At 60.2% G+C, this 15,101-nt stretch carries 14 protein-coding genes; 8 read left to right on the forward strand and 6 right to left on the reverse strand.

The window, feature by feature from the left end; translation table 11 throughout:
* The first annotated feature begins 73 nt into the window (after positions 1-73).
* The gene (locus tag FHT78_RS14320; protein WP_183744883.1) at positions 74-988 is read left to right on the forward strand and encodes an adenylate/guanylate cyclase domain-containing protein; all 915 of its coding nucleotides are present in this window, start codon (positions 74-76) and stop codon (positions 986-988) included.
* 3 nt (positions 989-991) lie between these two features.
* Here FHT78_RS14320 and tetR read toward each other — a convergent pair whose 3' ends face one another.
* Positions 992-1,603, reverse strand: coding sequence for a tetracycline resistance transcriptional repressor TetR (gene tetR / locus FHT78_RS14325; RefSeq protein ID WP_183744885.1), 612 nt, complete (start codon positions 1,601-1,603; stop codon positions 992-994).
* A gap of 77 nt (positions 1,604-1,680) precedes the next feature.
* Between tetR and tet the strand changes: the two genes are divergently transcribed.
* The gene (gene tet, locus FHT78_RS14330; protein WP_183744887.1) at positions 1,681-2,859 is read left to right on the forward strand and encodes a Tet(A)/Tet(B)/Tet(C) family tetracycline efflux MFS transporter; all 1,179 of its coding nucleotides are present in this window, start codon (positions 1,681-1,683) and stop codon (positions 2,857-2,859) included.
* A 38-nt stretch (positions 2,860-2,897) separates the two neighbouring features.
* On the opposite strand, the gene FHT78_RS14335 is transcribed toward tet, so the two are convergent.
* Positions 2,898-3,716: a sugar phosphate isomerase/epimerase family protein gene (locus tag FHT78_RS14335; protein WP_183744891.1), complete on the reverse strand. Its 819-nt coding sequence runs from the start codon at positions 3,714-3,716 to the stop codon at positions 2,898-2,900.
* A 269-nt stretch (positions 3,717-3,985) separates the two neighbouring features.
* Here FHT78_RS14335 and FHT78_RS14340 point away from each other — a divergent pair, with 269 nt between their 5' ends.
* The 5 genes from FHT78_RS14340 to FHT78_RS14360 all read left to right on the forward strand — a co-directional run bounded on the left by FHT78_RS14340 (position 3,986) and on the right by FHT78_RS14360 (position 10,187).
* The gene (locus tag FHT78_RS14340; RefSeq protein ID WP_183744894.1) at positions 3,986-4,450 is read left to right on the forward strand and encodes a cupin domain-containing protein; all 465 of its coding nucleotides are present in this window, start codon (positions 3,986-3,988) and stop codon (positions 4,448-4,450) included.
* A 168-nt stretch (positions 4,451-4,618) separates the two neighbouring features.
* On the forward strand, positions 4,619-5,176 hold the full coding sequence (locus FHT78_RS14345) for a hypothetical protein (protein WP_246715280.1): 558 nt from the start codon (positions 4,619-4,621) through the stop codon (positions 5,174-5,176).
* 849 nt (positions 5,177-6,025) lie between these two features.
* The gene (locus FHT78_RS14350) at positions 6,026-8,362 is read left to right on the forward strand and encodes a PBP1A family penicillin-binding protein (RefSeq protein ID WP_183744896.1); all 2,337 of its coding nucleotides are present in this window, start codon (positions 6,026-6,028) and stop codon (positions 8,360-8,362) included.
* Positions 8,363-8,535: 173 nt separating this feature from the next.
* Positions 8,536-9,306 carry a trans-aconitate 2-methyltransferase gene (gene tam, locus FHT78_RS14355; protein ID WP_183744899.1) on the forward strand — a complete coding sequence of 257 codons (771 nt, stop codon included), beginning with the start codon at positions 8,536-8,538 and terminating at the stop codon, positions 9,304-9,306.
* A 224-nt stretch (positions 9,307-9,530) separates the two neighbouring features.
* Positions 9,531-10,187: a hypothetical protein gene (locus FHT78_RS14360; RefSeq protein WP_183744902.1), complete on the forward strand. Its 657-nt coding sequence runs from the start codon at positions 9,531-9,533 to the stop codon at positions 10,185-10,187.
* Between the two features lie 57 nt (positions 10,188-10,244).
* Here the strand turns inward: FHT78_RS14360 and FHT78_RS14365 are convergent, their stop codons facing one another.
* Positions 10,245-10,862 carry a LysE family transporter gene (locus tag FHT78_RS14365; RefSeq protein WP_183744905.1) on the reverse strand — a complete coding sequence of 206 codons (618 nt, stop codon included), beginning with the start codon at positions 10,860-10,862 and terminating at the stop codon, positions 10,245-10,247.
* A gap of 153 nt (positions 10,863-11,015) precedes the next feature.
* On the opposite strand from FHT78_RS14365, the gene zwf reads away from it, so the two are divergent.
* Positions 11,016-12,524, forward strand: coding sequence for a glucose-6-phosphate dehydrogenase (zwf, locus tag FHT78_RS14370; RefSeq protein WP_183744908.1), 1,509 nt, complete (start codon positions 11,016-11,018; stop codon positions 12,522-12,524).
* A gap of 34 nt (positions 12,525-12,558) precedes the next feature.
* Here the strand turns inward: zwf and FHT78_RS14375 are convergent, their stop codons facing one another.
* The 3 genes from FHT78_RS14375 to FHT78_RS14385 form a co-directional block, all read right to left on the reverse strand.
* On the reverse strand, positions 12,559-12,849 hold the full coding sequence (locus FHT78_RS14375; protein WP_183744910.1) for a hypothetical protein: 291 nt from the start codon (positions 12,847-12,849) through the stop codon (positions 12,559-12,561).
* A gap of 258 nt (positions 12,850-13,107) precedes the next feature.
* Positions 13,108-14,466 (reverse strand): metallophosphoesterase, encoded by a 1,359-nt coding sequence (locus tag FHT78_RS14380; protein ID WP_183744912.1) that lies wholly within the window; start codon positions 14,464-14,466, stop codon positions 13,108-13,110.
* Between the two features lie 85 nt (positions 14,467-14,551).
* Positions 14,552-14,947 (reverse strand): hypothetical protein, encoded by a 396-nt coding sequence (locus FHT78_RS14385; RefSeq protein ID WP_183744914.1) that lies wholly within the window; start codon positions 14,945-14,947, stop codon positions 14,552-14,554.
* Positions 14,948-15,101: the final 154 nt, after the last annotated feature.

The following is a 15,101-nucleotide window of genomic DNA, read 5'->3' on the forward strand; positions in this document are numbered from 1 at the left end:
CTACCGGGCTAAAGATTGCGATCCCACCTATGGTAGATGAGGCCGCGGGTTCGCCGGCGGCATGGGGGATTTCATGAGCGAGACGCAACGCAAGCTGACGACGATTTTTGCAGCCGACGTGCAGGACTATACGCGCATGATGGGCGAGGACGAGGAAGGGACGCTCGCGATGCTGAAGCATTACCGCGATGCCATGTCCCGCCTGATTGCCTCGCATGGCGGACGGGTGATCAATACGTGGGGTGACGGGCTGCTTGCCGATTTCCCGAGTGTGGTCGAAGCCGTCCGGGCAGCGATCGACGTGCAGAACGAGCTTGCCGGCAAGAATGCGGCGCGGCCCACGGATGGACGGATGCTCTTCCGCATCGGCATCAATCTCGGCGACGTCATCGTCGAAGGTGAGGATATATATGGCGACGGCGTCAATATCGCGGCCCGCCTGCAGGCCTCCGCGCCGGCCGGAGGGATCGTGATCTCGAACACTGTCTACGATCAGGTGCGAAACAAGGTCGCTGTGGGGTTCGACTTTCTGGGGCCGCTGGAGATGAAGAATGTTTCCGATGCCGTGCCGAGCTATGCCGTGCGCATCGGCGATATCAGCCCGGAGCCGCGGAAGCCGGCAGCCGCTCCCGAACGGTCCCTCGAAACGCCGGCGTCAAAACCCGGCCCGGCGCTGCGCCCGCGCGGCAGGCTGCGCAAGCTCGGTGGCATTCTCGCTCTTATCGGCGCGGTACTCATCTTCATAAACATTGTCACTTGGGAAGGCGAGTTTTGGGCGGTTTGGCCGCTGCTTGCCTTCGCCTTCGTGGCGGCAATGATATGGGTGCGGAGGCAGGACCGGTTCGATCAGCGCGTCGCCGCGCTTGCCGTCAGCGGGGTTGGCATCGTGGCCATCAACATGCTGACATGGCACGGGACATTCTGGGCAATATGGCCGTTGCTGGGGCTGTCTGTCGCCGCCGGCATTCGCTGGGCGATGCGCGACTGAGCCTCAGGCGCGTTCTGCGAGCCGCCGTTCAGCGCCATCGATTATCATCTGCAAACCGGCTTCGAAAAAGGCTTCGTGGCCCGATTTTCGGTAATGCGCAATAGCCCGGCGGGTCAGCGGGAAATCGGCTGCGGCAGCGTCGAGCTTTTCCTGCTCCGGCGGCGGTTCGGCCTGTTCCTCGATGACGCAGCCGACAGTGTAGCGGGCGACAGCGACGAGCAGCTCCATGGCGAATTCCGCTTCGATGCCAGCTCCAACAAGGACGGCGATATGGGCTTCGACATTGGGAAGATCCTGCGGGCTGGTTTCGGTGCCGGCGTGGACGCGGGCGCCATCGCGATAGCTCAAGAGCGTGCGACGGAAGTCACGGGCGTTTTCGAGCATGAATTCCCGCCAATTCTCAGGTACGACCGACCAGTCGTGGGTGTGACCTCGCGCCATGATCTCCTCGGCCATGGCCTCCACCAGCGCTCGTTTGCTCTTGAAATGCCAGTAAAGGGCGGGCTGGCGCACATCCAGTCGCTCGGCGAGCATTCGTGTGGAGAGCGCATCGATGCCCACCTCGTTCAAGAGCTTCAGCGCTTCGTCGACGATTTGCGCGCGGTCTACCTTCATCCCGGTTCCATTCCCTGTTGCCATTTCGATTTATCAGCGATAAGGAACTTATCAGTGATAAATTTTCAGACGATCCTATGAAAAAAGCGCTCGCAGTCGTCTATGCCACCGTGATCCTCGATGCCGCCGGCATTGGGCTGACCCTGCCGATCTTTCCGCGGCTGCTGCAGGATGTCGGCCATACTGACGATCTCGGATGGCGGTTCGGTGCCTTTCTGGCACTTTATGCGCTGATGCAATTCATCTTCTCCCCGGTGCTGGGTTCACTGTCGGACCGGTTCGGCCGCAAGCCGGTGTTGATGGTGTCACTCGCCGGCGCCGCAGTCGACTATGTCTTCATGGCCGCAGCACCATCGCTGTGGCTGCTCTTCGTCGGCCGGGCGATTGCCGGTATTACCGGCGCCAGCAACGCGGTGGCCGCAGCCTGCGTGACCGACCTCACCGAGGATGCCGAGCGCACCCGCCGCTTCGGCCAACTCAGCGCCTGCTTCGGCATCGGCTTCATTGCCGGCCCGGCGATCGGCGGCGTTCTGGGTGAATTCTCGGTGAGGCTGCCCTTCATTGCTGCTGCTGCACTCAATGCTGCCAATCTGCTGATGGCGCTCTTCATGCTGCCGGAGACGCGCATGACCGGTGCGAAAGCCGAGAAACAGGAGTTTTCACCGCTCGCGCATTTCCGCTGGCTGATGGGCTACCGGCTGCTGCTGCCGCTTGCCGGCGCCTATTTCATCCTTGCCCTTGTCGGCGAGGTTGGCGGCACGATCTGGGTTCTCTACGGTCAGGACAAATTCTCCTGGTCGCCGATGATGGTCGGCCTTTCACTTGCCGCCTTCGGCTTTTTCCATGCGGTCGTGCAGGCCTTCATCGCCGGGCCGATCAGCGAAAGATGGGGAGAGCACCGGACGCTGCTGATTGGCATCGTCGCCGACAGCGCGGCCTATATCACCATCGCGCTGGTGACGCAGGGCTGGATGGCCTTCCTGCTCATGCCGCTCTTCTGCCTCGGCGGCATCGGGGCGCCGGCCCTCCAGTCTCTGGTGACAGGGCGGGTCAATGGCGATCATCAGGGACGCGCACAGGGGCTGCTGGCGAGCATGACGAGCCTTGCCTCGATCGTCGGGCCACTGGCGATCAGCACGGTCTATTTTGCCTCACGCGATGTCTTTCCGGGGTTGGTCTGGGTGTTGGGCGCAGGTCTCTATGTACTCTGCCTGCCGGTCGCGTTCGCGCAGCGGCCGAAAGATGCCGCGGCCTGAAGGGCGGCGGCGAGACATCACTCGCCGCCAATCGTGATTTACTGCGCTACGCCGATCGAAGCCAGATATTCGGCCGAAGCGATGATCTTCGACTTGTCCTTGATCTCGATGATCAGGCGCGGTTTGCTTTCAACCTTGGCAAGGGCCGCAAATACCGCACGCCAGTTGACGGTGCCTTGGCCGAGCGGCCAGTGGCGATCGGCATAACCATCGGCGTCCTGCAGATGAACATGGCCGAGGCGGTTGCCGGCGGCATGGACGTAATAATCGACCGGCGGGGCGCCGGTGGAGCCGTGAGCGTAGTGCGCATGGCCGGTGTCTATGGAGACGGCGACGGTCGGCGAATTGAAACTCTCAGCCAGCGCCACACGGATATGCGGATCCTTATCCTCGATGTTTTCGATGACGAGAGTGCAGCCGATTTCCTCGGCACGCTTCACGGCTTCCCGCATCGTCTGATGGCAATAATCGATGATACTCTCGCGCTCGCCGGGATTGTTGTCGAGATTGTTATAGCCCCAGGTCGTGTAAGGGCTGTGGATGACCATATGCGTGCCGCCGATCGCAGCGCAGACATCGAGGCCCTGCAGCATGCGGCGGGAGACAACCGCGCGGATATCCGGATCCTGCGAGGCGATGACAAAGCCCCAGAACGGGCCATGGATGCCGACGCGACCCTTGAAGCCATCGAGCAGTTTCCTGGCGCGATCTGCGCGCGGCGTCCAGTCGCCATTCAGAACGTCGGCATCGATGAAGCTCTGCAATTCGAGGTCGCGGGACTTTTCGAAGAGCCAGTCACGATGGTTTACGAGTTCGTCGATCGTCATGGCGGCGCCGACGACGGGAAGAGAAGACATGGGGTTGCTCCGCTGGTGGTATGCCGGATTGGCGGGAAGGATCGGCGCGTTCTATGCGCCTCTTCTGTGTCGCCGATATTACAGGAATGGTGGTGGCCAACCTGTCGCACTTGCGAAGAGAAGAAGCCATACCGATATGATCGCGGTCGGTTTCAGGGCCTGAAAGCACGCAAAAGCCGCTCTTTCCTTCCCTCCCCGATTTTGCGGCGGTTGCCAAAACCGCCGCGAAGGTCTATCGGACCGCCCCGCAAGAACAAGAAAGAGACATCATGTCCAACTCATTTGTGAAAACAAATGCCCGGACGGAGGCAAAAAGCTTCTTCGTGCTGGGTGACAAGGTCGAGCGACGGGCTCGCCTCACAGGCAACTGGCTCAACATCTTCGACGTGACGGTCGAGCCCGGTGGCAGGACGCCGCGCCACACCCATGCAAGCCCGGAAGTCTTTCGGATCATCGAAGGTACACTGACGATCTGGCGGCTCACCGATACAGGGCCGGAAGAGATCGAGGCGAGCGAAGGCGATATCGTCACTATCGCGCCCTTCATGGTGCACGGCTATTCCAACAATGGAACCGTCCCCACAGTCTTTTCCGCCATCGTCGATCGCGACATGGCCGAATTCATCGAAACCGAGGGTGTTACCGAGCAGCCGCCTGGCAGCCCGTCACCGGAAACCGTGGCCCGTATGCGGGCCGCTGCAAACGCCCACGGGATCACCATACTGGCGGCGTAAGCGCCGTCAGTTTCTCCCGATGCTACGGAGCGACCAGCGAAGAGGTCGTCCTCAAGGCGTCGCCCGCGTTGAACACATTCGCTATTTGACTGCCTAAGCACCGCTTTCAGTATTGTGCGCAGCAGTTGATCCGTTAGCATGTATTTTGCGGTGTCTGGGGATTTGATCGTGTTTCTGCGTACTGTCGTTTTAGGGGTCTTGACGTCCACATCCTGGTTCGGAACTGCATGCGCAGACATCGCACTACAGCGCGTGCCCGCCGCAGTGTCTCCCGCAATCACGGTCGAGCGGCCAAACGCAACCGACTTTCCGGTTCAAGGCCGGTTTACCGGAAAGACGGTGTTGCCGGATTTCAAAAGGCGTGACCGTGACTTCAATAGTTTCAGAACGCGCATCCGCGAGGGAATGCGTCAAGGACCGAATTTCGCTGGACACTATACGCTTATCCAGATTGGTTGCGGTGCCGGGTGTTCTTTCGCCATAGTCGCCGACAACCAGACAGGTCGTCCGGCATCTTTCCCCCGTGGTGGCGAAGACAATATGTATCTGGACCTCGATTATAGCCCGGACAGCCGGCTCGTTGCCGCCCAGTGGCTGAGCTACGAGGTCAACAAGTGTTTCATCGAGTTCTTCGACTTCGATCGGAATACATGGAAGCCCATCAGCAAGACCGAGATCGGCGACACCGATGCCTGCTACAAGCCGATAAAAGAAAATCTTCGCTGACCCCGCCGACATTCGTCGAGATCTGAAATGTGCAGGTGTTGGTGCGGCGGTCCTGGTCGCCTGAATCGGTCGGCCTGCGCGGCCGATCCTCTTGCGCCGACGGATGCACGGTCCAACGTTCACGGGGAGATAGGACCTACGCTCTGAATACCCTCAGAGATAACCACCATCATCGCGTTCGGAAGGATGCCGACGCTTTGCGGACGCCGTAGCTCCCGCAGGTCTCAGCGCGCCCAGAGGATTGGACCCGCCTTCCCGGCCGATAGTAACATCGGGCAGCGCTTAAAAGGCAATGGACTCTACGCGCCGTGATTGCAGCCTGTGGCAACAGAGTCTAGTCGCAGACGGTCCTGTATCGTACCACGCGGTGGTGATGCCTATATCCGTAGTATCTCTGTGTCCAGCACCGGTCGCGATGGCGATACCTCGGGCGGTCATAGTCGTCATCGTAGGCGTAGCGTGGCGGATAGCGATAGTACCGTGGTTCTGGGCGATCGTAATAGCGAGGGCCGGTCCCATACTCGAAGTAGATCTGAGAGAATGCCGGCGACGCTGTTAACGCCGTCGCTAAGGCCAGAGCTGCGATAATGAGCTTTTTCATGTCTTCTTCCAATTCCGATTCATGCGCACTCCGTTGAAGGCAATCTCCCCACGCCTGAATCTTAATATGTCGTCTGCACTATGTCTGGACACTGGACCTAGGTCCCGCTCGAACAAGGACTTAGGTCCGATGACATAAAGCGGGGATCCTCGGCGAACGCATTACGCGTCCGTTTTGCGATGGATCATTTGGCATTGCCGCGTTATAAGCGCGCGCTATTTTCGGGAAGAGCCTTTTAGCGGTAACCGATGCCAAGTCCTCCCAAATCCCCAACGCAAAGTGCCGGTGGCCCAAGCACGGGTGCCGATCAATCGGCAAATATGGGGCTTCCGACTGACGATGCTGGGGCGCAGGCGCCCGCCACGGACCCATTGGACGGAACCAGTTCACCCCCCCAGACCGACCAACCGCAACAACCCGTCAAGTCCTTCGGCCAAAGCAAACAGGCGGCGTACAATTTACTGCATGCCCTGGCTCATGATTTGCGGGTGAGTTCAACCTGGGCCAAGGCCAAGACAGTCGCAGCCGCTTCGTATTTGAGGACGAAATTCAAGGGATCAATCCGGCCGGAAACCACAACGACGATCGGCAATCTTGGCAAGTGGTTTGCGACTGCTCTGGCTAAAGCAGGACGCGGTATCCGTGCGATGCCCTTCAAAAATCGCCGACGCGGCTCGCATGCAGGATGGTGGAAAATCGCTCTGGGATCGGCCTTTCTTGTCTGCCTCCTCCTGACGGGAAGCCTGCTGGTGTGGGCGCTAAAGGACGTTCCCTGGGGCGAGATCCGCGATGGAACCTTGAAGCCTGTCGTGGTGCTGGAAACCGCTGACGGTGCACCGTTGGTCAGGCAGGGGCCGTATCAAGGAGCCTATGCGCAATACAGCCAGTTTCCGCCGTATCTGATCGGCGCCGTCCTCTCAATCGAGGATCGGCGGTTCATGCATCACTTTGGCATCGACGTCAGAGGGATCGGAAGAGCGCTCCTGCGGAATTTCCAAGCCGGCTCGGTGGTAGAGGGCGGCAGCACGATCACCCAGCAGCTTATCAAGCTGCAGTATCTCGACAGCGATCGGACAATAAAACGAAAGATACAGGAGGTCGTCATCGCCCTCTGGCTGGAGTGGAAACTCGGCAAGCAAGAAATCCTGACACGCTATCTCAACAGCGCTTATCTCGGCGCCGGCGCGACCGGCATGCCTGCGGCCGCACGGATCTACTTCAACAAGGATATCGTCGCCCTGGATCTGCCGGAATCGGCAATGCTGGCGGGATTGCTGCGGGCACCGAGCCAGTGGAATCCGATCGATAATTTCGAAGGCGCCCGGCAACGCACCGCCGTTGTTCTTGACGCGATGGTGGCCAATGGCAAGATCACCGGACCGGAGGCGGAGAAAGCCAAGACGAGTTTCGCCAAGCTGCATCCCACGACACCGACACCGCGCTCCGGAAGCTGGTTTGCTGACTGGATTTCGCCGCAGGCGAGCGAGATCGCCGGCTCCTCGCCAGGATCGACGACGGTGCGCACCACCCTCGTGCCGCATCTGCAACAGATCGCTGAAAGCGTCGTAAAAAGAGCCTTAGACAAGGAAGGAACGGCTGCTGGAGTATCGCAGGCAGCGTTGGTTGCGATGACACCGGACGGCGCTGTCGTTGCCATGGTCGGCGGCCGCGACTACAAGGCAAGCCAGTTCAACCGCGCCGCCACGGCGATGCGGCAGCCGGGCTCCACCTTCAAGCTGTTCGTCTATTACGCCGCCCTGAAGGCTGGGCTCACCTTGTCTGATTGGGTTCTCGACGCGCCGATCGACATCGACGGCTGGTCGCCGGAAAATTCCGGCGGCCGTTATCACGGCTGGGTAACACTCGCCGAGGCTTTCGCCCGGTCGCTCAATGCCGCGACTGTCAGGCTTGCCGAACAGGTGGGGCTCGACAATGTGATTGCCGCCGCACGCGAGCTCGGCATCGATGCGCCGCTTGCCAATACACCATCCCTGGCACTCGGCACATCCGAAGTGAACCTGCTTGACCTGACCAGTGCCTACGCATCTGTCCTTTTTGGCAAGGCGCCCGTAAGGCCCTGGGGTATCATCGACTTTCAGGCGGCGGGGCAGCCAAAGGCGTTTCGGGTTGGTTCACAAGCCAGGCCGAATATCGACCTTTCTCCCTATCAATCCGATCTTCTCGGGCTCTTGCAGTTGGTGGTCGAGCGCGGCACCGGAAGGGGCGCCGACCCCGGGACGTTCGCGGCCGGCAAGACCGGCACCAGCCAGAACAACCGCGATGCCTGGTTCGTCGGCTTCACGAAACCGCTCGTCGCCGGCGTCTGGGTGGGCAATGACGACGACGCACCGATGAACGGCGTCACGGGCGGCGCCTTGCCGGCACGGATTTGGCGTGACTTCATGCGGGAGGCTATGACCGAGCCTGCCCCGAATGCGGCGAAGTCGCCAGGAACAATGACTGACGGTCAAGGCGCACCGCAGTCCTGCAACATCATCGCCTGCTCCCGCAGCTACCGTTCCTTCCGGCCGTCGGACTGTACTTACCAACCCTACTCTGGCGAGCGCCTGCTTTGCGAAAAGTGATCTTCGCCTCGACGCAGGAACTCTGCTGGACGGCCCATTCGAACCGAATGGCAGCAAGTGAAATTATCGGAAATAGGTCGTTCGAGTTCGAAATAGTTAAACTCGATGGCTGCAATCGACAAGGTTCGCATTCGCCTCGTCCCAAGACGTGGCCCGACATCAGGAGAAAAATGATGGCATGGTCAGCAGGCCAATATGTGAAATTCGAGGATGAACGCACCCGCCCGGCGCGCGACCTGCTGGCGCAGGTGCCGCTGACGGAATTGCGCCACGCGGTCGATCTCGGCTGCGGGCCGGGAAATTCAACAGAACTGATCATCGACCGCTATGGCGCCGCCAATGTGTCCGGTCTCGACAGCGACCTCAACATGCTGGAGGCGGCCCGCAAGCGTCTGCCGGGCACGGCTTTCGTGGAGGCCGACCTTTCCACCTGGCAGCCTTCCGAGCCGGCCGACCTGCTCTTTGCCAATGCAGTGTTCCAGTGGCTGCCCAATCATCTCGACATTTTCGACAGGCTGATGGACGGGCTGGCGCCGGGCGGCGTGCTCGCAGTGCAGATGCCCGACAATCTTGGCGAGCAGAGCCATCTGATGATGGAGGAGACGGCGCATGCCGGCCCTTGGAGGGCGGCCTTCGAGACGAAGAGCGTGCGGCGCAATGGGCTTGCGCCGCCATCCACCTATTACAGCCGGCTGACCGCCAAATCCTCCCGCGTCGACATCTGGCATACGATCTATAATCATCCGATGGACAATGCCGCTGCGATCGTCGAGTGGGTGAAGGGAACGGGCCTGCGTCCCTATCTCGATCATGCCGGCGAAGAGCATCGCGAGGCATTTCTGGCCGACTATCTCGAACGCATCGAGCGAGTCTATCCGAAGACTGCCGACGGCAAGCTTCTGCTCAAGTTCCCGCGGCTCTTCATGGTGGCCGTAAAGGCCTGATCGCACAGTCCCGGTTTATTGCCCTGAATGCCGGCGGCGGTCCTTGTGGTTACTGCCGTCGCAGCTTTGCCGCCATCGGCAAGCCACACGCAAAGTTTGAAGTGTAGTGATCAGCCCTGTGTTTCTCCATCCAGACGTGCTTTTGCTGGCGTCATCGATGCCAATCCCTATCCGTTAAACGCCTTTGCGCCGCCATGTGCGAGGCCTGATAAAGAGATTTTGAGATGGTTTCTTCTGTTTCGAACATGAAGCTCATGACGGCGCAGATCGCGTTGCAGACGATCAAAGGCAATTCTTCTGACGGCGGCTCCAGCAGCCCGAGCGATCACGACTATTCCAGCCTTCCCTCGCAGTCCCGTTCGGCTCTGTCGGTCATGCTCGACAGGATCAATGCCGGCAAGGCAGGATCGACAGACGCATCCGGCAACACCACCGCCAGCACCGATATCACCACCGCCTCTTTCATGGCGCTGCTGCGGCAGAACATGACGGCTGCGGCAGACGCCAAGGGCGAAGGCAGCCAGGAAGCCGCCATGCTTGCCGCCTTCAAGAAGGGCAAGCTGACGGTAACCGATCCGACCCAGGGCGTTTCGATCAAGGCCTGGGACGTGACCGACCCCAAGGAAGCCGATATCGACCAGAAGAAGGGCACTGATATCAAGACCGACGACTGGAACGACTTCCTGCGCGACCATCTCCAGCGCGATTCGCACGGACGCCTGGTCCGAAGCGAAAATGGCAGCTTCATCGAGAAAGGCACCGGCAATGAGGTCTACTTCGGACAGGTGGGCACGCAGAATTATTACATTACCTGGCCGGTAAAGACCGAAACGAAGCCGGCCACCGGTACGACAACGGACAAGTCCTCCTCCAAGGCGTAAATTGTCATCACCTAAAAACGGCCATTACGGAAAGCTCTTCCGCAATGGCTTATTGTCTCAGGTGCCGACAAGTTCGACCAGCGACACTATCGCAGTCGCGAGAATGACGAGGCCAAAGCAGATGTTGAGCGCCCGCTCGCTCGATTGTTCCAGCTTCGCCTTGCCCAAAGCAACGCCCAGCCATAGCCAGAAAATATCGACCACGATCATGACGAGGACGCAGAGCGCCCATTTGGCCTGCATGTCCAGCGCGCCATCCTGCGAAAGCCGGTAAGCAGCAAAAAGCGAGGCGAAAGCAATATAGGCCTTGGGGTTTGTGAGGCCCAGCACGACACCGCCGGCAAGGGTCGGAGACGTCTCGCGCCGAGCAACGGATAGATCGGCACCGACTGGCGCCGAGGCAATCTTCCAGGACAACCAAACGAGATAGAGGGAGGCGGCAACCGTCATCACCAGCATTGCCAGAGGGATTGCCTCGATCAACGACAGCAGGCCGGCCGCAGCCGCTGCGGCCGCAATCGCGAGGCCGATCTGCAAACCGAGATAAAAGCGCAGGCCGGTCGCCATGCCGTGCAGGCGGCCTGTTGCGAGAAGGGCGGCGATCGCAGGCCCCGGCGAGCCGAGAAGTGCGAGAGCGGCCATGACGAAGAAGCCGGCGCTGACAATGTCGATCAATGGCTACCCCCTGAATGACATAATGACATCTTTATGTCTTTATATATTTGGCTCACCATGTCAAACGCTTGTTATCGTTGAACCGCAAGGTGCTTGCGACAAAGCCGGAGCGCTTTATATTCGGCCGGGACAATTCAGCAGGAGATGGCACGTATGGACGCACACCCCACCCCGCCCGTCACTCTCGTCATCTTCGGCGCCACCGGTGACCTGACACGGCGATTGCTGGTTCCGGCCATCATCAATCTCACCCGTAGCCGCCTCGTCGGCCAGGATCTGAACATCCTCGGCGTCGGCATCGAGCCCGGCGACGATGAATTCCTGCGCCAGCGGCTGGATGCTTTTCTTGCCCATCTCGAAGGCGAGGAGGCGAGCGCGAAGGATGAAGCCTGGGAGAGCCTGCGAGCGCGCATCTCCTATCTGCAAGGCGATTTCACCAAGGACGATATCTTTCTCGAAATCGGCAAGCGCCTTGGCACGACCTGCAATGCAGCCTTCTATCTCGCCGTGCCGCCGAGCTTCTTCGGCCCGATCGTCGAGAAACTCTCCGATCTCGGGCTGATGGACGAAAGCGGCGGCTGCTTCCGCCGTGTGGCGATCGAAAAGCCCTTCGGCACCGACCTTGCCTCGGCCCGGGCCTTGAACGCGCGCATCCTCGCACGCGTGGACGAAAGCCAAGTTTACCGGCTCGACCATTTCCTCGGCAAGGAAACGGTGCAGAACCTGATGACGGCGCGTTTCGCCAACATGATGATCGAGTCGCTATGGAACAATCGCTATATCGATCACGTGCAGATCACCGCCTCGGAGATCGTTGATGTCGGCACGCGCGGGAAGTTCTACGATGCAACCGGCGCGCTGCGTGACATGATCCCCAACCACCTCTTCCAGCTTCTGGCGATGATCGCCATGGAGCCGCCGAACAGCTTCGACGCGGAGGCGATCCGCAACGAGAAGAGCAAGGTGCTGAAGGCGCTGCGCATCTATACGCCGGAAGAAGCCAAGGCGAATGGCGTGCGCGGGGCTTACACCGCCGGTCCGCTTAACGGCACCAGCTTGCCCGCTTATCGCGATACGAAGGATGTTTCACCCACCAGCAAGACCGAGACATATGTGGCGTTGAAACTCTATGCCGATACCTGGCGCTGGGCAGGCGTTCCCTTCTATTTGCGCACCGGCAAGGCGATGACGGCGCGCGATACCGAAATCGTCATCACCTTTCAACCCGTTCCTTTCGCGCAGTTCCGCGAGACGGAGGTTAACCGACGGCTGCCGCCGAACAGGCTCGTCATCCAGGTGCAGCCCGATGAGGGCATGAGCATGGAGATTTCCATCAAGTCACCGGGGCAATCCGTCGACACCGTACCGGTCTCGCTCGATTTCCGCTATGCCGACAAATTCGATATCAGCAAGACAACCGGCTATGAATCCCTGCTCTACGACCTCTTCATCGGCGACCAGACGCTCTTCCAGCGCGCCGACGGCATCGAGGCCGGCTGGGCGGCGGTGCAGCCCTTCCTGGACGAGTGGGCAAAAGATGACCGCATTCCTGATCCCTATGTTCCGGGCAGCATGGGACCTGCCTGTGCCGACGAACTGATTCAGCGCGACGGCCGCGAGTGGCATGAACTGGGCGTGATCCTGCACAGGAACGGGAAATAGCCGTTCCTGCTCTATCTAACCTGAACTTATTCCGTCAGCGGCAGGCGGCTGCCAGCGTGCCATCGCGCTCGGCCACGCGATATGCCCGCGTGCCATGCTTCGGGCAAACCGTCCGATCGGACGGAACGACGACGGTGATGTTCTCGCTTTCGACCGGGTCGAGCGGAATGGAGATGCCGCCGCCGCTGGCGTCAGCATCAGGCACGGTTCCAGGCGGCATGCCGCCGAAACGACCGGAATAGTCCATATCGCCAAGGGTTTGGGAGAAGACCGGTGCGGCGAAACCGAGGAGAATGATCGAGGCTGCTGCAATGACCGTACGCATGACCATATTCCTTCTTATCTGGCCGGTATAAAACGGGATCTGGGCATCCATCGTTCCAGCCGATCCGGCCGTCGGTGAAAAAATCCGGCATGCACTTATCTAGGAAGAGTCGGTGCGGATTTCCATCCGGCGACTGACGCCGCCGGATGGTTTGCTTTGATCTCAAAAAAACAACCGACCATTGGCGAATAAGGTGCTCTCATCACCGGCGAAGATCGATCATTCGTGTTCATCGAGACAAAAACCGCCCTGCGCCTCTCAACCTGCAATACTCAGCCTCAGGCTCTCGCCCATTAACGGGCGGTCGCGCTTACCTTTCTGACCATGGCCGACACTCCAGCAAGACGGCCAGACGAGGCGTTCAAGCCCTGCCGAGGCGATCGCCTCCAAGGAGGACCAGGCCCCGCTGCCGTCGCATCGCCAGAGTACGCCGCCCGGTCCCATGCCGCCATGCAGGAGGATGTGGAGATCGAAATCCTCGCCCGGCGGCAGGTCCGGACCGAAGAAATAATAGGGGCTGCGACCGGGATCGCGACCGAGGATGAGCGTCAATTGCTGCCGCCTGCCGCGCAGGCCAAGCCATAGGGGCGCCAAGCCTTCATCGCCGAAAGCCGAGAAGATCGTCTGCGGAGGGGTCCGGGCGTCCGATGCCATGCGGCCGCTCAGGCGCAGTTCGATGATCCGGTCGGCACCCATCGGCCCAGTCCAGAGAGCGTCGCCCACGCCATGGGGAAGGCTAAGCCATCTATCCTCGCGCGCAAGGACAGGCGGCCATTGCAGGCTTTCCCGCGCAATGCCTTCGGTATCGAGAACCTGATAGCAAAGGCGCTCTTCATCGAGGGCTGCCTGGATGCAATGGAGATATTCGACGCCCTCGGGCATTCTGTGCGCGGTTCCGGCCCCTGCCGTGCATATCTGCAGCACGCCGCGATGGACCTGCACATCGAAAGCCAGGATATGGCTGCAACAATAGGCAAGAACACCAGCCTCCACGAGAATATCCCAGAAGCGCTCGGCATATTCATGGCCGATCTCGCGCTGATAGGTGCCGGCGTAGCCATTGACCGGAAAGACCGGATGATGGCCGAGCACAAGCTTATAGCGAGCATCAGCATGGTCCTTCAGCGTCGCCTCCAGCCACTCCGTTTCGACGTGACCTTCCCCGCCAAGACCGCTCCAGAGGGTATGTACGAAAACCATAAGCAGATCGCCGCGGCGAACCCAATAGGCGAGCCCCTCCTGCCCCGCCGGCCCGTTTGCCGGAAGGCCGAGCACGTCGCGGAAGACGGCCTCGCTCATCTCGTCATAGGTCGTATGATTGCCGGTCGTGTGCCACATCGGAATGCTCGCCCGGTCGAGCCAGGCCATCTCGACATCGAACCAATGCCGCCACTGGGCGCGCAGCGATGCTTCATCCGTCGTCAGGCCGATGATCTCATCGCCCGGAAAGAGAATGAACTGCGGCTGGGGTTCAAGCCTGCGCAAGACAGCATTAACGGATGCAATAGTACGCTCGTGCAGAGCGTCGGCAACGCCCGAGCAGGAATCGCCATAGAGCACGAATTGGTGGCCGCCCGACTTGGGCAGCAAAGCTTTGATCGGGAATGTGTCGGCCATGAAAAACATACAGAGAAAAGAGGGAAAGGCTTTAAAAACAAAGCCCCCGGACGATGCCGGGGGCCCCAGGAAATGATGAGTCGCCTCAGACGAACTGGCTGAGGCCGGGTACGGAGGCGACGACCTGATCGACCACCTCTTCGCCGGCATGTTGCTTAGCGATGGCTATGGTTTCCTTGGCGAGCGAGGTGATTTCGCTCATGCCGAGGCCTTCGCTCATCAGCTGCTGGCCGAGGCCCATGATGCCGCCACCACCGAGCGCGCTCATCAGGCCGCCGAGCAGGCCACCGCCACCGCTGGAACCTTCGCCATTGAACTGGGCGACGAGTTCGGTGGCGCCGGGGATCTTCTCGATCATCTCGGCAACCGGGCCGTCGGCCGCTTCGCACTGCAGGAAGCCGAGCATCATGCCGAGCGCTTTTTCGGCCAGATCAGGCGCAATGCCCACACGATTGGCGATTTCAGTCACAATCTCATTCATCGTCTGCCTCCTATTTGACGTTAACGTCAACGTAATCGAATCAAGGCGGCAACTCAAGCGGCTCCGTTGGAGAGTGCCCGCTCCTGCTTTTCCTTTTGACACAGACAGTTGTCCGTCTCCCGTCGCCTGCTTATAACAGAGAAACGATATTTGC

This window comes from Rhizobium sp. BK196, assembly GCF_014193255.1.
Classification (GTDB): domain Bacteria; phylum Pseudomonadota; class Alphaproteobacteria; order Rhizobiales; family Rhizobiaceae; genus Rhizobium.